14 protein-coding genes and 2 tRNA genes are annotated in these 23349 nt (G+C 33.6%); 5 read left to right on the forward strand and 11 right to left on the reverse strand.

Annotated features, from left to right (window positions below; all coding sequences use genetic code 11):
- Positions 1-265 precede the first annotated feature (265 nt).
- From EF513_RS01600 to EF513_RS01640, 9 genes are all read right to left on the reverse strand, one after another.
- Positions 266-3112 (reverse strand): sodium:solute symporter family transporter, encoded by a 2847-nt coding sequence (locus EF513_RS01600; protein ID WP_125215669.1) that lies wholly within the window; start codon positions 3110-3112, stop codon positions 266-268.
- Entirely contained in the window at positions 3102-4598 is a 1497-nt protein-coding gene (locus tag EF513_RS01605; RefSeq protein WP_125215670.1) for a sodium:solute symporter family protein, read from the reverse strand. Before EF513_RS01605 ends, EF513_RS01600 begins: the two co-directional genes overlap by 11 nt.
- 109 nt (positions 4599-4707) lie before the next feature.
- Positions 4708-5061 (reverse strand): DUF4167 domain-containing protein, encoded by a 354-nt coding sequence (locus EF513_RS01610; protein WP_125215671.1) that lies wholly within the window; start codon positions 5059-5061, stop codon positions 4708-4710.
- Positions 5058-5948, reverse strand: a complete 891-nt coding sequence (prmC, locus tag EF513_RS01615; RefSeq protein WP_125215672.1) for a peptide chain release factor N(5)-glutamine methyltransferase — start codon at positions 5946-5948, stop codon at positions 5058-5060. Before prmC ends, EF513_RS01610 begins: the two co-directional genes overlap by 4 nt.
- Positions 5917-6990 (reverse strand): peptide chain release factor 1, encoded by a 1074-nt coding sequence (gene prfA, locus EF513_RS01620; protein ID WP_125215673.1) that lies wholly within the window; start codon positions 6988-6990, stop codon positions 5917-5919. Before prfA ends, prmC begins: the two co-directional genes overlap by 32 nt.
- Positions 6991-6999: 9 nt before the next feature.
- Complete coding sequence (gene hisS, locus EF513_RS01625) at positions 7000-8265, reverse strand: histidine--tRNA ligase (protein WP_125215674.1); 1266 nt, start codon at positions 8263-8265, stop codon at positions 7000-7002.
- A gap of 8 nt (positions 8266-8273) precedes the next feature.
- Positions 8274-9662, reverse strand: a complete 1389-nt coding sequence (locus EF513_RS01630; protein WP_125215675.1) for an amino acid permease — start codon at positions 9660-9662, stop codon at positions 8274-8276.
- 1 nt (position 9663) lies between these two features.
- Entirely contained in the window at positions 9664-11067 is a 1404-nt protein-coding gene (locus tag EF513_RS01635; RefSeq protein ID WP_125215676.1) for an amino acid permease, read from the reverse strand.
- Positions 11068-11234: 167 nt separating this feature from the next.
- Positions 11235-15161 (reverse strand): hypothetical protein, encoded by a 3927-nt coding sequence (locus tag EF513_RS01640; protein ID WP_125215677.1) that lies wholly within the window; start codon positions 15159-15161, stop codon positions 11235-11237.
- A 158-nt stretch (positions 15162-15319) separates the two neighbouring features.
- Between EF513_RS01640 and EF513_RS01645 the strand changes: the two genes are divergently transcribed.
- The 4 genes from EF513_RS01645 (at position 15320) to EF513_RS01660 (ending at position 16314) form a co-directional block, all read left to right on the forward strand.
- A tRNA-Gly gene (locus tag EF513_RS01645) sits at positions 15320-15394 on the forward strand.
- A 95-nt stretch (positions 15395-15489) separates the two neighbouring features.
- Complete coding sequence (locus EF513_RS01650; RefSeq protein WP_125215678.1) at positions 15490-15675, forward strand: HIG1 domain-containing protein; 186 nt, start codon at positions 15490-15492, stop codon at positions 15673-15675.
- Between the two features lie 53 nt (positions 15676-15728).
- A tRNA-Met gene (locus EF513_RS01655) sits at positions 15729-15805 on the forward strand.
- A 275-nt stretch (positions 15806-16080) separates the two neighbouring features.
- Complete coding sequence (locus EF513_RS01660; RefSeq protein WP_125215679.1) at positions 16081-16314, forward strand: hypothetical protein; 234 nt, start codon at positions 16081-16083, stop codon at positions 16312-16314.
- 55 nt (positions 16315-16369) lie between these two features.
- On the opposite strand, the gene EF513_RS01665 is transcribed toward EF513_RS01660, so the two are convergent.
- Together EF513_RS01665 and EF513_RS01670 are read right to left on the reverse strand one after the other, a co-directional pair.
- Positions 16370-17773: a hypothetical protein gene (locus tag EF513_RS01665; protein WP_125215680.1), complete on the reverse strand. Its 1404-nt coding sequence runs from the start codon at positions 17771-17773 to the stop codon at positions 16370-16372.
- 177 nt (positions 17774-17950) lie between these two features.
- Positions 17951-19240 (reverse strand): hypothetical protein, encoded by a 1290-nt coding sequence (locus EF513_RS01670; protein ID WP_125215681.1) that lies wholly within the window; start codon positions 19238-19240, stop codon positions 17951-17953.
- Between the two features lie 312 nt (positions 19241-19552).
- Between EF513_RS01670 and EF513_RS01675 the strand changes: the two genes are divergently transcribed.
- Positions 19553-23329, forward strand: a complete 3777-nt coding sequence (locus EF513_RS01675; protein WP_125215682.1) for an ankyrin repeat domain-containing protein — start codon at positions 19553-19555, stop codon at positions 23327-23329.
- The last annotated feature ends 20 nt before the right edge of the window (positions 23330-23349 follow it).

Genomic DNA, 23349 nt, shown 5'->3' on the forward strand with positions numbered 1-23349 from the left:
AACGCAAAAATTCATCCTCCAAATTTTATTAGATCCTTTGCTCAACCAGGAAGATGCACAAAATCTTTAAAAAAAGATAAATAAGGCGGAGAATTTTCCAAGCAACTAACCCACCTAGAGCTTAAATTCGGCACTGTAATCACCCAAATTGCACTAGAATAAATTGAACAAACTTTACTAACTACAATCTATACTTCTCAAATGGTTTTTAAGCATTTTATTAAACTTACTCAAGTCTATTAAAAATTTCCCCTCTATTTATGGGTTATACAAAGGACTTATCAATTATACCTTGAGTAACTTTACTATATCTTATTGGCAGTACAAAAGTAAAGACCGAGCCTTTATCCTGATTATTATCAGCCCATATTCTACCTTGGTGTAGTTCAATTACTTTTTTACATAAAGCAAGACCTATACCCCTGCCGCCAGCCATATTGCGAGTTTTTGACCCGATAGTAAAAGGCTCAAAAATTTCAATTAACTCTTCTTTAGGTATCCCCAGACCTTGATCAGCAATGCTAAATTCTATCTGGGAATTGCTTGCTGTTTTTTTAAGGGTAATAATGATAGTGCCTTCATTACTATATTGGATTGCATTATTGATTAAATTATCGAACACCTGCTGAATATAATATGGATCACATTCTGCTGTAATATCAGGCTCTACATCTATTACCAATTCAAACTGTTCACTCTTTTGATTAATTTGACACCCTTCCCTAATACGCTCATCTACTAAATTGCTTAAATTAGTTTCTCTAATATCCAATTTGGTTTGTAAACTACTTAAGTTAGATAAATCTAAAATATTGTTCATAAGTGTTATAAGGCGATCAGAGCTATCAGCGATAGTTTTTGCAAGATGATAACGTTTTTCATCATTTAATTTATAATAATTATCATATAAAACTTCTCCTAAGCTAGTGATACCAGTTATAGGTGTTCTCACCTCATGGTTGAGATTATTTAAAAACTCATTTTTAAGCTCTAAAGATTTAATCAACTCTTCTTTATATTGGCGCAATTGCCCATCTAAGTGGCTACTACGCAAGATTTCAAGCGCTTGCTGGTCTTGCTTAGGTTTAAAGAATACTACTACCATAGCGCTAATCATCAGTAATATATAGCTTATCCTTAATTTTAAATCATAGGCATCAATATTGGTATCTATATCTCCCAAATAAAGTTGGTGATAAATTGCAGCAGAACTAGCCCCTATAATGATCATCGGTAAAGCTATTTGCCATTTAATAAGCAAGCTAATCATAACTAAATTAAGAACATAAATTATTAAGTTGGTTTCAGCAAAATGGCTAATTATAACTAAAAAACTACTGGCAAAAGCAAGTGTTATAAACACTGCGATATGCCAGACAAAACCTAAATATTTAACTCTAATACTTTCTGACCATAAGGCATTACAAATCAAACCAGTACCTATAAACAAAGTGCCCGCTTCAATAAGATTGATAGTATTCGCATAAAATTGATAAGTAGCTTTATCTAACAGAAAAATGCTAAGCATGATTGAAATAATACTAAAAACACCATAAGCGGTATAGGTCATACTTTCTTTTGGAGAATTAACTGCACAATATCTAACAAAATTAGGATGGAGAAGATTATTAAACATATTACTTAAAAATTTTTGCCTCATTTGCTTTTGATATTTGCGTTGAAACTCCATTTCCTTAAGTAATGCTACATTTTTAGTACCAATCCAGCCTCCTGGCTCACCTAAGCCATAATGAGCTGCAAGCAAAAATATTATGTTAGCAAGCATGGCCGGCACCAAACTATCAACCCCTAAGCTAGGTTGGATAAATGTCCGCCAAATCACTACGGTAACAAATCCTGCAAACATACCGGTCAGCACGGCACGGGCAGAAGTTCTAAAACCTAAAATGGCAAATAACAGCGGGATAGTTACAATAGGCTTATAGAAGTTAGCTTGCAATAACAGCAACTTAAGCAAATTGGTTGCTGATAATGCTAGAAAAATTGCTCCTATACCAATGGCTATAGCTAAGAAACGAGTAAGTAACAATTCATTGTTAATTTTTATACCAATTGACTTACAAAAGTCATTCACAAAAATGACTGAACCAGTATTAATCCACGAATCAGCAGTGGACATAATCATTGCCATAATGCCAACTATAGCAAATCCTTTAAGGCCAGAGAAGGTATAATTATCAATGATATACATGGCAACATTATTAGGATCTAAATTAGGATTGTAAGATAAAATTACTATGCCGCAAAAACATACAAATACACGAATAAATAAGACTATAATTGCAGCTGCTGTAAATGATGTACGAATTTGCTTAACATTTTTTGCCATCAAACTCCTTTGAAAAATAGTAGAACTAGAACCTGGTATTGCAAAATATATAAACAAACAGAAATATTCCCAGAATTTTACATTATGAATATCAAAAACTTTGCTAACATTAAAGTTAGGATTAGTCTGCAATGTATTGATAATTAGCTCCTTACTACCAAAAGCCTGCCAAAGAAAAATAGCAAACATCGGGATAAATACTCCAAATGCTATAAATTGTACTGCATCAGTAAAAGTAACCGCCTTAATTCCACCAAAAGCAGAATATACAATCACTACAAAGCTACTAATAAACACTGCATACATACTTTCAATACCAAAAAAATGGCTAAAAATAGTTGAAAACACTTTAATTTGTAAGGCGGTCATGCCCACTGCTTGCGCTAAGGCGGCAATAGAAGTAATTAATCTAACTTTATTACCATTTAAATCACCCATGACCTCGGCAACCGATAATTTACCAAAAAACTCTTTCATTCTTGGACCTAATACCCATCCTTCTATTAAAAGATACAAGACGTTTCCTAATAGAGCCGATAAATACCATAAACCATTTTGATAAGTTTCAGAAATACCAACAGCAAAAGTACTACCACTGATCCAGGTGGCAACAATAGTAGCAGTAAGAGCGGGAGTTGAAAAATTACGGTTAGCTATGGCATATTCTTTAATATTTTTAATACCCCTACCGGTATAAAGACCAACAAATAAATTTATAGCTAAAAAAGCTAAGATAATAACAATATCAATATTAAAATTCATATTTAACCTTAGTATAAGCACTATTAGTGCTAGATTTATTAAGTTGAAGTTTTTTCAATAATAGTTTTTTTTTAGTATGAGTCCAGCCCCCTGATTCACCTAACAGATAATGAGAGATAACTAAAAATATCAGATTAACAAGCATGCCAGGAACCAGGCTATCTATTGTTATAATAGGTTGGATAAACGCTTTCCAAATGATCACAGTTAAAAAGCCTGCGGCCATGCCAATTAACACACATCTGGTAGAAGTTCTAAAACCTAAAATGGCAAGTAAAAGCGGAATGGTTACAATTGGTTTATAAAAATTAGCTTGCAATAACAGCAACTCAAGCAAATTAGTTGCAGAAAGCGCCAATATAACCGCAAAAGTTCCAATAAAGGCCGCAAAAACCCTTATAAATAACAATTCATTTTTAATTTTTATATTTAATGATTTACAAAAATCATTCACAAAAATTACTGATCCAGTGTTAATCCAAGAATCAGCTGTGGACATGATCATTGCCATAATCCCTGCAATGGCCAACCAGCCTTTAAGGCCAATAGTGCTGTAAAGATCTAACACATATATTGCTATATTATTAGGATCTAAATTAAGGTTATGAGATAATACTATAAAACCAATAAAGCAGATAAATATATGAATGAATAATACTATGATAGCGGCCCTAGTAAAAGCCTGCGAGATTTGCGTAAGGTTTTTTGCCATCAATATTCGCTGAAAAATGGTAGAGCTTGAACTGGGTATTGCACAGTATATAAATAGAGTTAGATATTCCCAAAATTTAAGCTGATGAAAATTAAATATTTTGCCTAAATCAAAATTAGGATTAGTCTGCCAGGTACTGATAATTAATTCTTTATCGCCTAAAAACTGCCAAACAAACAACGTAAATAAGGGGATAAATATTATGAAAATAATAAATTGCAGTACATCAGTAAATGTAATCGCCCTTATTCCGCCAAAAGCAGCATAAGCAATTACTACAAAGCTACTAACAATAACGGCATAGACACTACCCACCCCTAAAAAATGGCTAAAAATAGTTGAAAATACTTTAATTTGCAAAGCGGTCATGCCCACTGCCTGCGCTATTGCAGTAATAGCGGTGATGAGCCTTATATTTTTACCATATAAATCACCCATTACTTCTGCAACTGATAATTTGCCTAAAAATTCTTTCATTCTTGGAGCAAATACTAGCCCAATAATGAGAAGATATAAAATAAGCCCTAAAGAAGAAGTCACATACCACAAACCATTTTTATACACTTCTGAAACCGCAATAGCAAAATAACTACCGCTAATCCAGGTGGCAACAATGGCGGCGGTTAAAGTTCCGGTAGTAAAATCCCTGTTACCAATGGCATATTCTTTAAGAGTAGCAACACTGCGCCCAGCATATAGGCCAACCAATAAATTTATAAGTAGAAAAACTATTATTATCAGCCCATCTACATTAAAAAATTTAATTGATTCCATATGTCTAAAAATATAATTAACAATATATTATTAATTATATTTTTATTGAAATTTTGTAAATAGAGAATGAGTATTTTTATTAATTACGTGAAATATTATAATATTTCATCTAAGCAGTTTCTAAAGCCTGATTAGTTTCAGCTATGTTTTCTTCAGTTTTTTTAGCCACAACATCATCTTGATTAGTAGGCTGGTTTTCATTGCTATTTCGTGCAGATTCTTGAGTTTTAGGTTTGTTATAAGATTTACGGTTTACGTCATTAAGGATGCGCGTATAATGATCAGCATGCTGAAAACAATTTTCTGCTGCCACTCTATCTCCTTGGGCAATCATGTCTCTAGCCAGATCTAAGTAATTCTGCCTAGCAGATTTAGCTTTTTCATAATATTTTTGCCCCATATATGCATTATTATCATCATGCTCATGATAACTTTTTGAATAACTTTTATGTCTTTTTTTCATACAATCCCTTTGGTTTTTGAAAAAGCAATTACACGCGTAACATCATTTAGATCACTATATGAATTTTCATGTTTAAAATCGGAATTTTGTTCGATTATAGTAATCACATCTTGTTCTTGATTAATACCTATCTCACAAACAAAATAAGCACCTAAATTTGTAATATAGTTTAAATTGTTAGCGATTAAACAATAACAGTCAAGCCCATTTTCACCACCATCTAATGCTAGCATCGGATCAAATTCTTTTACTTCCTTTTGTAAATCGGCAATAACATCGCTTTTAATATAAGGTGGATTGCTAACCACCAAATCAAATTTTTCAGTAATATTTTCTAACCAGTTATTAATTTTAAACTTAGCCCTATCTTCTAGTTTTAAATTTTTAGCATTAAGCTTAGCAACGTTTAATGCTTGCTCACTAAGATCAATTCCTACTCCTGTAGCATGAGGAAATTCATGCAGCAACGATAATAAAATGCATCCTGATCCCACCCCTAAATCTAAAATACTAAGGCTTTCGTTGGTTTTGTTTTTCAGCAGCTTGCACACATTTTCAATTAAACACTCGGTATCCGGACGAGGATCCAACACATGTTCATTAACTATAAATTCATCTTGCCAGAAAAATTTCTTGCCCGTTATCTTAGAAATTGGTTTACCGTTTAACCGTTGCTCTATTAAATCAGCAAGCTTGTTGGCTTGTAGCTCACTTAGGCTGGTTTTATGATTTTTAATAAGCTCTTCAATTGAGAACGAACTTACTTCCATCAGCAATAGTCTTGCATCTAAATTAGGAGAAGCTATTGCGGCGTTTTTAAGAAGATTAGTTGTAAATTTCAACAAATAATCAATATCATATTGCTTCGGATAGTTTGATTGCTTCATCTTCTGTTCTTAATGCTTCTATTAATTCGTCTAGTTCGCCTTGCTCTAAAATTTCTTGAATTTTATGTAAAGTAAGGTTGATACGATGATCGGTAATTCTCCCTTGGGGGAAATTATAAGTTCTAATTCGTTCAGAACGGTCTCCTGATCCTACTTGGCCTTTTCTTTGAGCGGCACGCTCTTTATCTTTTTGCTCACGCTCATGCTCATATAGCCTGGCCATCAACACCTTCATCGCTTTAGCACGATTCTTATGCTGAGACTTTTCATCTTGCATAGCTACGGTAATACCGGTAGGAATATGTACAATTCTAACCGCACTTTCGGTGGTGTTCACGTGCTGACCACCAGCACCACTTGCGCGATAAACGTCGATACGCAGATCTTTTTCTTCGATCTTAATATCCACCTCTTCTACTGCCGGCAATACTGCTACGGTGGCTGCTGAAGTATGGATACGCCCACTAGATTCAGTTTCAGGCACTCTTTGCACCCGATGCACACCAGATTCAAATTTAAGACGAGCAAATACCCCACTGCCTGCAATAGAAGCTGAAGCCTCTTTAAGTCCACCCATACCAGTATCAGAAATTTCTAAAACCTCAAATCTCCATCCTCTGATATCCGCATAACGTTGATACATTCTAAAAAGATTTGCTGCAAATAATGCTGCTTCTTCACCACCAGTTCCTGCTCTTACCTCAAGAATAGCATTCTTCTCATCATCTTCATCTTTAGGAAGTAGAGAGAGTTTTACCTTTTTTTCTAACGATGGAAACATTCCTTCAAGCTCTAACAATTCATCTAAAGTAAATTGCTTCATCTCTCTATCAAGTGAAGGATCTTTAAGCATTGCCTTTAAATCATCAATCTCTTTTTTAGCTTTGTCATATTCATTAATAACCTCAACCATTTGGGATAAATCTGAATATTCTTTAGAGAGCTTGTTAAAATCTTGGCCTGCTATTTCACCACTGGCTAATCTTTCTCCAATAACATGATGTTTTTCAATTATTTTTCCTAAGCTTGCTTCAAAACTCAAGGTTTTCTCCTAATTTCTAAAATTTGCCAGATAATCTATCAATTGGCTTATATTTACTACTTCCTCTGTAGAAGCTAATAAATTTTTGACTTTCACTTGATTTTTTTCAAGTTCATCTTTGCCAAAAATAATGGCCGCAACTGCATTTATTTTGTTAGCAAATTGTAATTTTTTCGCAATATCTTTTTTGTTATAAGGTACTTCGATATAAAAATCTTGCTCTCTTAATACTTTGGCAAGCTTAATTTCAAGTTGCTTGGCCTCATCCCCAATTGCTGCAATTACAATCGGTTTTTTTGATTTTATATTAATATTACTGCTAAACAACTCTAATAATCTTTCAATTCCTGCTGCAAAGCCAATCGCCGGTACATCATCACCGCCCATCATTTGGTATAAACCATTATATCTTCCACCTGCAAGAATTGTACCCTGCGCACCAAGTTGCGTAGTAGTAAATTCAAAAATAGTGTGGTCGTAATAATCTAACCCTCGCACCAATTTATCATTCACCTTATAGCCGATTTCTAAATTATCTAAAAGAGCTAGCACTCGTGCAAAATACCCTTGAGATTCTTGATCTAGAGAATCAGCAAGAATTGGGGCATTCACTATAATTTTTCTATCACCTTCATCTTTTGAATCTAAAATTCTTAGTGGATTTTGTATCAACCTCTTTTGACTATCCTCTGAAAGATCGTTTGTGAAATCCTTTAAATATTCTACTAAAGTTTTACGATAACTTGCTCTTGAAATACTATTGCCCAATGAGTTGATTTCTAACGTGACATGTTCAAGATTATTTTTTGAAAGCTTGAGCAATATATCATAAGCACAGGAAATAAGCTCTGCATCCACGAAAGCATCATTAATGCCTAAAAATTCCACATTTAATTGATGAAATTGCCTAAATCTACCACGTTGGGGCCGTTCATATCTAAAAACTGGTCCATAACTAAAAAGCTTAAGTGGCAAATGTTGTTTAAATCCATTAGCGAAAAATGCTCGTACCAAGCCTGCAGTAAATTCAGGCCTCAAGGTAAGTAGCTCTCCGCCCTTATCATTAAGAGTATACATCTCCTTGCCTACCACATCGGAAGTTTCACCAAGGCTTTTAGTAAACACCTCAGCAAATTCAAAAATAGGCGTAGCTAAATCTTTACATCCGTAATTTAAGGCAACATTACGCGCTTGAGTTACTAATTCTAAAAATTGTTCAAATTCTTGAGCAAACCAATCTTTAGTGCCCCTAACTGCCTGCAATTTTTTAGTCATTATAAATACTATTCGGTTAAATTATTTAATTTGCTATTTTTATAGCCATATGCGAAGTAAAAAATAATCCCTAGTACCAGCCAAACTAAACAAACATCCCAGGTTGTAACTAATAAATCACTTAATAAATACATACATATTATAAACGATAATGGTGCAACAATCCACACTAAAGGACATTTAAAAGAACGTTGAAATGTTGGTATTTTAATCCTGAATATTAGCACCCCTATTGCTACTGTTAAAAATGATACTAAAATTCCAATACTAGCTAGCTTGCTTATAAACTCTAACGGCACCAATCCCGCTACTAATGCAATTATTATTCCAACAAAAACAGTACTAATATAGGGTGTATGATATCTTTTATGAACTACAGATAATTTATTAGGAATAAGTCCATCCCGCGCAATAGCAAACAACACTCTTGATTGGCCGAATATTTGTACAATTAAAGAAGTTGTAATCCCAGCAACAGCACCAACTGCTATAATAATTGCACCATATTTATTACCAATAGCCCGCAATGCATAAGCCATAGGCTCAGCATTATCTAAAGTATAATACGGCACAATTAAAGTTAAGGAAGCTGAAACGCTCATATATATTAAAATACAAATTAGCAATGATACTATAATCGCTATAGGTAAATCTCTTTTAGGGTTAATACTTTCTTCCGTTGCGCTAGCTAAAGCATCAAACCCTACATAAGCTAAAATTACCGTAGCAGTGCCAGTTACCAAACCCTTTGCTCCAAAAGGCATGAAATTTTCCCAATATTCAAAATTTAAATTAGGAAATGCAAACACTACAAACAATATCAGCGCCAAAGTCTTAATTACCACTAATATGATATTTATAATAGAGCTTTCCTTGGTTCCTTTAATCAAAAGCATTGTCAGCACAAGGGTAATTAATACTGGAGGTAAATTAATAATCCCGCCTTCCCATGGAGTAGTAAGAAAATCTTTAGGAATAAAAATTCCATATCCTGATTCAAGTATACCGTTAATATAGCCACCCCACCCTATGGCGATAAGGCTTGAACCGGTGGTATATTCCATCATCATGAACCAAAAAACTATCCAAGCAACAATTTCTCCCATTGAGGCATAAGCATAGCTATAAGAACTCCCAGAAGTTGGTATAATTGCTGCAAGCTCCAAGTATAACAATCCGGTTAGAATACACACAATCCCTGCAAGCAAATAAGAGAGCACTATTGCAGGACCGGCAAATTTTGCGGCAGCAATACCGGTCAGCACAAAGGCGCCCACCCCAATAATGGCGCCGATACTTAGCATGGTCAAATCAGTAACAGTAAGGGTTTTTTTAAGGTTATTTTCAACAAATTCGGCTTTAATGGTAGTAAGATCAATTTTTCTTAACAAACTCATATTAGTCGCCACCCGTTTCAAAAATGCTCACTTTATTTAACTCACTATGTTTAATTCCATAAACAAAGTAAAATACTAAAGCAACCACCAAACAAAGGATAAAAGCAATACCCACTTCATAGATTAACTTTTGAATAAGATATATGCATGCAATAATTGAAATAGGCGCTATTACAAAAATATAAGGACACTTAAACGGGCGCTTGACTTCCGGATGCTTAATTCTCATCTTCATAGCAGCAAGTGCTACAAATACAAAAGAGCACAGTACCGAAAGACTGGTTATATTATTAATTGTTGCAAGTGGGAAAAAGCCAACAATCAACGCTATTAATGATCCAACGAGCAAAATACCAAATACAGGAGTGGAAAACTTGCTATGAAGCCGGGCAAGTATCTTAGGCAACAAACCATCACGCGCAATAGAATATAATACTCTTGAGGTTGCATAGATTTGCACAATTAATACAGTAGTCATCCCTGTAACAGCTCCTACTGCTACTAGCAATGAACCAATATTACTGCCGGTTTTACGCAATGCATATGCCATGGGTTCTGCATTATTTAATTCAAAATATGGTACTATTCCAGTTAAAATACCAGAAACAACCACGTAAATAATACCACTAATGACTAATGAACCGATAATACCAATAGGTAAATCACGGTTAGGATTTTTACACTCCTCAGCTGCTGTGGCTACCGCATCAAAACCAGTGTAAGCTAAAAATAGCGAGGCCGCACCTACTACCACTCCATCAAATCCAAAAGGCATAAAATTGGCCCAATTATCCAAATTAAATGAAGGAAGAGCTACCACTATGAAAAATCCAATTGCCGCCATTTTCACAACTACCAAAATAGTGTTTACCAATGCGGACTCTTTGGTCCCTCTAATAAGCAACAAAGAAATTATTAAAGTAATTATAATCGCTGGCAGATTGATCATCCCACCCTGCTCAGGTATAGCAGTAATAGCCAGTGGAATATTCACCCCCGCTGCTTGTAAAATACCTATAACATAACCAGACCATCCTACAGCAACTGCAGCCGCACCAAATATTAACATCATGCACACTAAGCAACCGACAATCCATGCAAAAACTTCACCAAGTGTAACATAACAATAAGAATACGCACCTCCAGAAGTGGGAATCATCGCTGCAAGCTCAGAATAAGCCAAAGCTGTAACTATACATACTAAACACGCAATTAAAAATGAAACTGTAATTGCCGGACCTGAATATTTTGCTGCAATGGCTCCGATAATTACAAAAACCCCCACTCCAATAATTGCGCCGATACCCATCATAATTAAATCAAAGGCTGAAAGAGTTTTTTTAAGCTCACTTTTTTCAACTGATTTTATAACTGCTTCTAAATTTTTAATGCGAAAAATATTCATTTTTTATTCCCTAAATGGAAAATTGATATGGATTTATGATGCCAAAATGATGCCAAAAATCTAAGATGGTAGTTATAAAATATTTATAAGGTTTAAGCAACTCTAAAAATCTGGTTAATGATTAACAATCTAAACTTATAAATATTTTACGCTCTCACCTTTTTTGTTTAAACAGCTACTGTATTTTGATTTATACTCTGCTTTTTCTGATTAGATTTAACTTGTTGAGCAAAGCTATGGTTAGATGGAGTAAATTGCAAGGTCGTTTTAACCTCACCCTGCTTGGCAGCGTTATTGCCAATCTTGTCTTTTTCTTTTCCAACCTCTGTAGCAAATTGCTCCAACACTACGCCCTTACCTTCTAAAGAATGAGCAAATCTAGTTAATACTGAAGGAACTTCAGGATTACCTTGCTCCCATATTCCTGAGGCCTTAAGTGCTGCAATTCGCCTGTTGGCTTCTTGGTTATGGGCGGTTATCACTAAACTTAATTTGTAGGCAATAATAAAAATACTTGTATAAGCTTCTTGCCAATCATCTAATTGTTTTTGAAATACAGGATCTTTCATTATTACTGATTTTTCAAGCAAAGCAGTCAATCTTTTAATTTCAGCAAATAAATTTCTTCCCACGCCACACAAGAAGATAATATTTTGGCAAGCTTTAAGCTCTTCCTCATTAATCCCCACATGGCTTTTATACTTATCACACATATCTTGCATTAAATGGAGATTAGGTAAGTTAATACAATCTTTTAGTAATTCAAAATAAATACTAATCTTCTTGAAATTCAGCTTTGCTGTAGCGCTATGATCATGATCCACAATGAATTTTAGAATTTTTAAATAGTCTTCAAATTGCTGAGATTTTCGCTCTCCCAAAATCTTTTTAAACCTTACTAACTGAGGTGGAGATAATTTTACAAGTTGCTGTTGCATCTCAAGTGATGGAAGCGTTAATTTCATAAAACTTTCATCAAGCAATGCAAATGGATTTACATCTAACCCAGCATTAACAGCTTGATATGAATCAACGTTATTGATCCAAAAATCAATTACCCTTTCAAATCCAGTTATTTTCTCTTTAGCATCTCCCTGGCGAGGCGAGGATAAAACCAACAATTTTTGCGGTGTCTCAGCCAGCTTACTTTTTTTGTCTTTTTTCTGGCAGCCCTTAGATGAAGTCTTAGAACCTTTAGCTAAAGCTCTTTTTTCTTCACTTACTAATTGTGCAAATAGCTGCTCTCTGGTTCTTCCTAACTCTATGATTATGGCTTCAATTTTATTTTTAACTGTCATGCTCAGTTGCTGGTAAGTGAGTTTGGTATGAGAGTCTGTATGGTCTAATAAGGTATTAAAAGATTTATGCCATTGCAACATCTTATTTAAACTTTTTAAAAAATGCGGATATCTTGCTAAGGCCTCTGCATGGATGAAAAGCACTCTTGAAAAACAATAAAACTCTTCAAAATTAAAATATATCAAATAAAGTATATCATCGTACGACTGCCTTTTAGTCATACCAATATTGAAATCATTTATTTTAATAAATGACTCACTAACCTGTTTAATCGCAACTACAAGATTATCATAACTATGCTGGCTACTAAGGTCAGGCAATGATCCTTGTAAAATTTGTATAATAGCCTGATCTACTTCAACATGTGTCTGCTCATAAACAATATCTACTCTTCCATTTTGGATAAAATATGGGTTAATACAGTAAGTAATTTTTTTACTTACTTGACCTAAATAATAAGACTCTTCTTTGCTCGCTAAATATATTAATCGTGCAAATGTTGCATGCGCATAATTACTATATATTGGATGATTCTCTAAGTTTTGATAAAACTCCTTAACATATTGATAGACAATGTATGCTTGGGCTCCGTGTCCCCGGGCTGCTTGTAAGTTAGTTAAAGACACCGCTTGGCGAAGTAATATCAAATAAAGCAATCCTTCAAGATTTTGTTGATTAATATTTGGTAAAGCAACATCTTGATTAGAAGATATGGACATTTTCATTTCATCAAAAAAGCTTTTAATCCCTTTACAGAAAACTATAGTATAGCAACCAGATTGAACCTCTGCATACACTCCGAACGGCCTAATATGAATATCTTCAATTATCGCTTGAAGATATTGTGCAGCTTCTTTTAACGATCCATTGATACATTGGTTGCTAGCATACATTGACACAATATTTTTTAAATGTATCATCACAATATCTTGCCAATTACTTTCCACTGGCACATAATCAAACAATATTTGCATATTATTGACCAGCTTAGCGTAGGTTGTCTTTAGTTGCCATTGGATAAAATTCTTTGCTTTATTCTCAGAATATTTTTCATCAATTTTTTGCCAAACCAGATATAAAGGCAATAAATTCGCATAAAAATATACTTGCTGCTTAATAATAAAACTTTTATCAGCCTCTATATTAGCTAGATAATCTCCTATATCTTGTTGTATTTGTAACAATAAAGAAACATATCCTATTAAAGATTTCTTCTGTACAGCCTGCGGGATAATAATCTTACATTTAGTAGCAGGACTTAAAAGATGTAACATATCTGCTTGGGTAGGAATATAGCAGCTATCTTTCTCCTTCGATATAAAATCCTCAATATTATATTGATTCCAAACTTGATATTTTAAAGTTTGATTGATTATACGTAATAAAAGTAACACCTCTTCAAGGGAACAAGCCTCTAAGGTTTGAGACAAAATAGGGGTTATTATTCGTTCATAATCACTTTGATTTAGAATTGTAACTAGCAAATTATCAATTAGATATTGAGTTGAAAATATTTCGGACTGTCTTAATCCTTTTTTATCATTTAAATAAAACATTGCTTTCTGGCTAATATTCGGGAATGCAAAAGCATCTATTTGGCTCTTTCGTATCCTTTCTAGTACAGCAATTTGGTAGTTCATATCTTTTTTAGCCATCTCGCTAAAAGGCTCCCTAAGGTAACAAAAAGTAAAAAATGTATTTAATTGCGTTTGATCAGATATCAACTCCTCATTTTGTGCAAAAATTTTGGGATGATTAAATTGATGATGAATATTGGTTACAGAAATGACTAAATAAGAATATATATCCAACACTTCACTAAGTATATTGAATAACCGGTTGTTTCCACCATCTTCAAAAAGCTCCTCATAGGTTAATTCAACATTAACATCAGGTACCTTATCTTGCTTATGAACTAATGATATTACTCTCATACAAAGTAATATCATTAAATTCATCGTTTCAAAACTTTCCCTATCTGTATGCTGATACTCTATGCTAACCATCAGTTCTTCCAGTTGCCTTTTAGTAAGCCTAGCAATATCTAAAATAAGTTCTTTATTATTTACAATCTCATATTCAGTATAATGATTCAGATTTGCATATATTAATGCAAACAAGGGAACGGTTTTAAATCTAATTGGTGGTATAATATCATTTATACTCACCTGAGATTCATCTACCCATATTGGAAAATGCTTGTAAATTTCTCTAATAAGCAACAATTGCTCCCGTAAAGATAATTTATTATCTCCAGTATGTTTTAATAGAAGACTAATGATAGCAAAATTTATTGCTATTCGTCCCACTAAAAGGGATATTTGATATGTACTTTTATCGCTTGTTAATTGCTTACTATAAATCTCTAACACATCTTTTAGGTGTGGAACCCCATTACCATCATAATTAGCAAAAATACTCTCAATTTCTACGAAATTAAATTCTGTCATAGGTATGTTGGTATAAGCTTTTAAAATAACCCATACTTTGTTGAACAAGGGCTCATCTAATAATTTTATTTGTTTAATAACATACAAAAATACCAAAACATCACTAATAACATATTCTTTACTTACTATCTCCTTAACAACTAAATGCTGATTATTTACAAGCTCTTTCATCCAACGTAGCATTTCTTCATTAGGCCGTAGAACAGCATAAGATTTCTCTGCTACTTTATAGTCACCATTATCCGCTTGGCATGCTGCAGCCACTTCCTTTGGTTCATTAGAATGGTTAGCAATAATGTCGGTCTCTTGGAAAATAGGTTTGGTTACTTCACGAATAGTTGTCATAATTTTTATAATTTCAATTAAAAGTGTTAAAAAATGCCCATTTAATATTCAATTAACTCACTTTTGTAAATAACGATTATGTATTCCACCAAGGTGAAACTTTAACAAAAAATTATGCTTGCCTTTTTTTTAAAACTATTTTATAACCTCAACCACACGCGGGTATAGCTCAGGGGTAGAGCGCAACCTTGCCAAGGTTGAAGTCGTGAGTTCGAATCTCATTACCCGCTCCATTATTTATCTTTTATTATTCTACCTATTATTAAATATTGAATTTTGATTACTTATCTAGTATTAGTTAAGAGCATAATTCTTTTACAACATCATTATGAATAAAGTTACTCTCCTTATTTTCATGTTTATAACCATAGCAATTGTAATTGCTGGAGTGCTACTCATGGCACGGGGTGGAAAACTAAATAAAAAATTTTCGAATAAATTAATGGTAGCAAGAGTAATATTTCAAGCAATTGCACTTGTTGTAGCTTTCTTGATCTTTGCTGTAAATAAATAAAAGATAACTATTGACTTTCTATTTAATAAAATATATAAACTCAACCATGTTGACGCGGGGTGGAGCAGCCCGGTAGCTCGTCAGGCTCATAACCTGAAGGTCGTCAGTTCGAATCTGGCCCCCGCAACCAATCTTTTCCTAGTCTTTTCAGCAATCATTTATATTCATAAAATTTCTTGGGGATACCCTGGGGATACTTTTTGCCACAAAAAAAATACTCTTAGCTTTATCCATAATTATTAAATATATTTTAGGTTTCATATAAAAAAGACTTTTATTTCGGTTGGCGATCGGAGCTTTCATCAAGATAGAGATGAACAAACTTATGCTTTATTAAAGAATTTGGCTTATCGGATGCCTTTGATCAAGGCTTATATGATGGAATAAACACTACCTTTATAGGTTATGATAAACCCAGGAATAAATCCCATAAATGATGATGGAAGCTTTAGTAGAATTGATAAACTAGATTATATATTTTATAAACTTAAAATCTTAGAGCATTTGCAAACCCAAATTTTAAGTGGCAAATATAATCAAACAGGACTTCTTAAGCATGGATTAGTACAAGACAAAGTATCTAGAGACTTTGCTTACGCTCATGCAGTCATTGTAGCTTATTTTAAACTTAAACCATGATAGGCTTTTTGTATATTTTATATAAACAACTAACGATTTAGCTTTCTGCTTAATTTCATACTCTTTCTCTTTCCATTGAGGACATATTTTCGATAACTAACTCTAACGCCTTATCATAAAACATTTTAGCAATATCAACATTAGAATAGTCAACCTGGCTTTTTAGCCTTAACTCGGTCTTGGTTTTATTAGCATATTGATTGATAATTTTTAACTCTTGATAGAGCATCTCTTGAGTTTCCTCAGACAAAGAAGGCTTACCTACAAAAGCTGTTTTAATAGCTTTTGTAATTTCTTCCTCTGTTTTTATAGATGGCGTTGCCACCTTTCGAAGTAACTCTGGAGCTACCGTGGGAAATTTTGCAAGATAATATACTTCCAAAGCCAATATAGCCTTAATTTCGGCCATATCTTGTGCATCATATTCACCGACTGAAATAGCTTTTTTAGATACAAGCAATTGAGATGCAACCTTTGGTTTATCGCCTCTGAATGGTACTATTGTTGGTAACACATTACTTCGTGAACTACTTTGTACATGAACATTTTGAGGTGCTGGTGATACAGTTAAGCTTAAGCCTTTAACGTGGTTTATTGCCTGGCTAATTAGCATGTCAAATTCAACCGACTTAAATGTTCCAGTTACTTGATCTTCTTCAAAGAATATTTCACGTGCATTCATTTGCCTATATAACAATTTTAGCACTTGAGAATCATTTTGCTGCATTGAGAATATTACTTCCTTAGTACCAGGAATCTGGTCTTGTACATACTCTGAATGTATTGTTACTGGATATATTGCTATATCAAATGGCAAGTTTGGATTATCCTGAATAAAGGCCATAAGGCTTGCGGCAAAGCGATGAGTATGGATAATACCACCTTGGCAGATGATTAATTTTGAGCCATTATCATATTCCTTAAAAGCTTGCTGCGTAACTCCTGTTACCATATTATTAATTCTTTTAAGCTCGATTTCATGGTCTTCTGGAGTTGAGGAATGCACTAAATGATAATCCTTATCGATTCCTATATAAGGAACTTTAAGTTCCTTAATAATTTTTAAAAGGCTAAGATTTTTCTTGGTACTTTCTATACAAATAATATCCTGCAAACTTTTAGAAGGAGAAAAACTAGAACTATTTGGCATTTTTTCTAATTCTTTTAAAAGTCTTAATTGATTCTCTAATGATACAAAAGGAAGCTTAAGCCCATGCCTTGTTTCAAAGAATTTTTGAAGATCGTTCTTTTTTATATATTCTTCTGTTAGTGGTATTTGATTTGATAAATGAGCTAGTAGTTCTGGTAGATTAGGATTATGCTCTTTTTCAGTACAAAATACTATAGGAATTTGTTGATTGGCAAGTTTACCCACAAGTTCTTCTGCCACAGCATTAGCCATTGGATCACGATGAATTTTGCCAAGAATGACTATTGAAATTTTGGGCTTGCCTATCATAATATTAATTCCTCATACCTAATTTTTATCAAATTATAACTTTTAAGGTTCTAAGCAAGATTTATTTAACCAAAGTTTGATAGTTCGTATACTTAAATATTTTTAAATCGAAATTAAAAACACTAAAAACATTAGGTAGATGATCTATAATTTGTCACCTACCTATGAAATAATATTTTAAATTATTGATCTTGCAGAAACTTTTGATGCTAAGCTTTTTATAATATCTTCATGCTCTTTAATTACTAAATCCCATTGTTTATGCACCTTATCTATTAGTTCTGCTCTTGAATTTGGAAAGGTGATTATTATTTCATTTGCATTCATGGTATTTTCAACACTAATTTCTGTAAAGCTAGCTAAAAAACTCCGTCTTAGCTCAAAACTTGCACCAGATCCTCTCATTAATTTTCTATCTATTCCTAACTTTTCTCTTTGCTCTTTTTTTAGCACAGCAGAATCAATCAATATTCTACCAGAATTATCTCGCTCATTTATTAATATTATTTCACCATTTAAGCTTTTAATTAAAGCTAATTTTGTCTCATTTAAATCAGGTATAAAGAATTGAGTCTTACCTTTAGCATGCTTTATGGCTTGTTCGATTATCTGATCATATTCTTGGCAGCTAAAATTACCGGTTTTTGCATCTTCTTGGAAAACGCATTCAGTTACATCAACCTGTTGATAAAGTAATTGTAATACTTGTGAGTCTTCTCTCTTAGTTTCGGTAATGAAATCTTTGTGGTGAGCTATTTGATCCTCTACATAAGGAGATGAAATATATATAGGCAATAGCTGGATATTATATTTTTGATTAGGGTGTTGTTTCAAATAATCAGTAAAACTCGCGGCTAAACGACCAACATGATTAATACCTATTTGGCATATTATAATGCCTGAGTTGTTATTTAATTGTTTAATTCCCCTGTCGTAAATTCCTTTAATCATATTATTGATACGTTTAAGCTCTAAGCTGGAATCATACGTTCCATGCTTGTGGGCTTCTTCTACATCATCATCGATGCCTATATATGGAATTTTTAGGCTAATTATAGTTTCAAGCAATTTTACTTGTTTTTTATCACTCTCTAAACGTTGAATTCCAGTTTCTAGCTGAGGTAATAAACCTTGAGGAGCAGTTGGATAAGCTTTTCTTAATTCCTCACTAATTTTTATATGATTTTCAAATGGCAAATATGAGTAGTATAAATTTGGCTTGGATATAATATATTTTTGGAGATTATTATTCTTAATAAATGCTTCTAAATCTTTAAAGTGATTGGTATTTATATAAGTATCGTAAATATCTTTTGCAGTTAACTCACTACTTGCTTCATTACAATATACAATTGGAATGGATAAGTTATGAAGTTGCTTTATTGTATTTTCTGCCACAGCATGAGGGGCTATATCCCTGCAGATTTCTCCCATTAAAATGATAGAAAGATTTTGTGGATTAGACATAATTATTACCTATATAATTTCAGTTTTCCAAAGGAAGCTTAGGTAAAAAAATGAAAAATGCAATAACTATTAATGATTTTTTAATACTATTTCCTTGCTTGATTTTAAATTATAAATCTTAATTGACTAAATGGTAATATAAGTAGATTTTTGCCCATAAGACTTTATGAAAAGGCATTTCTATCTTGCTAGTTTTATGCTCAATTCTCTAAAGGATTTTCTATAAAACAGCAAATACTAAAAAACCTTATAGCACTGTCCTTTCAGCCATATAAAGTAAAAAATAATAATAGAAAAATAAATAGGTTTAATATGAGCAATCCCTCTACCTTAAATGCTACCAAGTTAGAACCTGGAGACATTGTTATGTCGGATGCATCTAGCTCTCCATTCCCATCTCAGCCAAATGAACAACAATTACTTAGGGAAGCTCAGCTTTACCATATTTATACTGAACGTTCATTTGAAGAATTTGAATTCGAGCATGGCATTAACATTGTAGAGGCTTCACAAAAAAATATTGCACGCGAGCGTGAATTTTTAGGTAACATTAGCCCTACTGAGCAAAAAATTATAGAGCTTATTATTAGTAATCTTACTGCAAAACATAAAACCCATGCTTTTAAAGAAATTAGTAAAGAAGGAGCATTGCTTTCAGTTCGCGAAAGAGAACGCTTAGAGCGCGCAGTAAAAAATAGTAATACAGGCAGAACTGCAGGCGATGATGATATCTTTTTTACAGTAGGCATAGGTGATCATCGGACTCCCGCTTTTTTAGACCGCTCAGGTGGCCATACTTTTATCCTTTCTTTAAATAAATTATTTAAGGATTATGAGCATCGCTTTAAAGGTTTTTATGTAAGTGGTCATTTAACTGATTATGTTAAACAAACTATCTCACGTCCTAGCTATTTTGGAGAAACGCTATTTCAATATAGTCATAATGATAAAGAAAAAACTAAAACTTATACCTATACCTACCCAGATGGTAATAAACACACCTTAACACTAACTATGGGAGATGAAATTTTCTGTGGTAAAGAGGTATTGAAAGGATTAGCACTGCAATTTGCAAGGCATATTAGATTAATAGGTGGAAATTATTATCAGCATATTTGCGATACTATGCATTCCGAAAACCTACAGGAGATAATGCGTGTATTATCCACAGGAATGAATCTACTGATGCCGGGTTGGGTTTATCCAGAAGGGAAACTTCCTGGTAAGTTAGCTTTAGATTTACCTGATGCCTATCTAAAAATAGAGCACCCGCCTGTGCAAGCACAATTTGGAGAACATTCCAGTATCGACTGGGATCATCAATGGCATTTAAAAAAGAAAGCATTTGAAGAAGGTGATTTAGAGCTATTTAGGCAACTTATCAACAATGGTAGATTTAAACAAGATGATATTAAAGAAAGCTTATTTAAATTAGCTGGCCATCCAGAATATCAAAATCGTGCACGAACTGCTCAGTTTTTAATTGATCATGGGGCCGATCTTACTGCAATCGATATAAATGTAGAGGTATTAGGTGAAGCAGTTGAAAAAGATGATCCTGAATTTATTGATGTCTTATTTACTTTAAAATCACCCGATGAGTACGATCCTCTCATTTCACACAAGGTTAATATACAGCATGCGGGATGTAACTTAAATGAGTTGGGAATAATTGGTGAAGCTTGCTTTGGTAAAAAACCTGCCGTGTTAAGAAGATTAATTGCCAATGGTGTAGATCCTTTGAGAGATCAAAGGCTTTTAGCTTTTGCAGCAGATAATAGTTTTGGTAATAGCTGGAAAGAAGGCATGCAAGAAAGAAATGTTGAGACATTTAAAATCTTATTAGATCATGGTGTAGATATTAAAGTAGAAACTAAATATGGTAAAACTCCTCTCATGCATTTTATCCTCAATGGTAATATTGCAGGAATAATTGAGGCTGTTAATAGAGGAGCACCACTTAATTCTCAGATGCAATACGTGCATATTTCTAGGGTAGGTGCAGGACCCTCATTTATTTCTCCTGATAATGGTTTTACCGCACTACATTTCCTATTAGATAGCCATCAGAGTGTATATGACACTAAAATGAAGGATAACAGCGATACTAGACGTTACCAACTAGCCTCTTTCTTATTAGGCAAAGGGGCTGATCCTAATATTGCTTCTCTAAGTGGCCTTACCCCTTATCAGTTAGCAAAGCAAAAAGGTTATAATGATATTACAGATCTCTTAATTAAATATGGTGCCAAAACTGAAGATATAAGAGATAAATATGATATTCTCTGCCAACATCATCAAATTGGCGTAGTGGCAGTAGTAAAAGGACTTGACTCAAATGGCCAAGAAGTAGTGGTCATGGGTAAAAAATTGGGTAAAGATGGTCTGCTTAAGCAAGAATATTTATTCCCTGGTGGACTTAAGGATCAAGGTGATCTAAGCTTAATAAGCGCTGCTGTTAGAGAATTTAAAGAGGAAACATTTGGTAATCTAGAACCTCTGGTAGAATCAAAACAGATAATCCCTCAAGTAATTTATCAATATGATACATTGGGAGAGGATAAATACGGTAATAGAATATATTATAAAGTAGCTTACGTGCTATTTGATATTGGTCAACACTTAGCGACTATGCGCTTGCGGGCTCGAGACGATTTACATTTATTGCGCTTAGTACCTACAGCCTCTATTCAAGCTATTGAAAATCAACCCTTAAATAAGCGCAATGTAACTACTGTAGAAGAAGAGCGCATAATTCCTATTAGAGGTAGCAATGGGTTAGTTTTAGAAGCAATAAAAAACGGGCAGTTTGCTAATGAACTTACTAACGCCCTCAATGAAATTTCTAATATTGAGCTAGTTGGCAAAGATCTATTTATGGCAGCAGTAGAATCTAATGATATAACCAGAGTTAGGTATTTATTAGATCACGGAGCACGACTAGAGCCAGCAGAGAACTTTGAAGAAAAAGTACCTTTACAATATGCAGCTTATTTAGGCTTTATAGATATTGTGAAGTTACTTATTGAGCGAGGTGCAAAAGTAAATATATGCGGTTGTATAGACAAGAAAAATATAAAACAAGAATATGATGAAGCTTGCTATGGATCTTTAAGTGCTGCTATTTTAGGTAATCATCAAGCAATTATTGATTATTTACTTCCTCTTACTCTAGCTCATCGGTCAGCTGATAAAACTGAAGAAGATAATCTTGAAGAAATCCAGCTTAGACTAAAAGATGCTTTATCTAAGGCAGCCCGAGTGGGAAATATTAAAGCTTTATCTCAAATTCTAGATACCGGGTTAGTTGGCCCTGATGATCATGTAGAAAGCCTTCCTTTAGCACTTGCTGCAGCAAATGGCCATCAACAGGCAGTTAATCTCCTTCTATCTCGTGGCGCTAATATAAATTATTGCTTACAATATGACCATGAAACTGCTGATCCCGACTCTGCTGTTATTCACTCTCCACTTATTGTTGCAATAGAAAAACATCGCACGGCAGTTGCTCTAGAGTTAATGAGAGTTACAGATATTGATATCAATAAGCATCATACCAGCCTAAACCTGAGGTTTAAGAATATAATTGTGAATCCTTTATTTGCTGCAATAAAATTTGGCGAATGGCAGGTAGCAGATGCCTTAATAGAAGAGACTGACATTGATCTTACCAAGCGCAATAATAATGGTGAGGATTGTTTAACTTTTGCTCATATACATCCTAGGATGAATATTATTGCAGATAAAATAGCTCAAAAGCTACTGTTAAATAAAATTAGTAACGATTTAGAAATTGAGCCTTCGACCTTAAATTTAAGCATCCGCCTGGATGAGCATAATAAACCCTCTATACATATTATGCATCCAGATAAAGAAGCTATGGAGAAACTTGCTAAACTAACTAATGCAACAGTAAGACAAGAAGACTTCACTAAACAATATTATGTTCGCTTAGGAGAAGTGCTCATGCATAAATATTTACCTAAAAACGGCATTGAAATATTTGATGCTATGGTAGAGGCAGATAAAGCGAGACTAGCAGCACAATATGGCAGAAGCTCCTTTACTACCAGGCAGTTAATGGTTTAGAAAGAATGATTACCATATCT

It is taken from the genome of Rickettsiales endosymbiont of Stachyamoeba lipophora (assembly GCF_003932735.1).
Taxonomy (GTDB): domain Bacteria; phylum Pseudomonadota; class Alphaproteobacteria; order Rickettsiales; family 33-17; genus RICK01.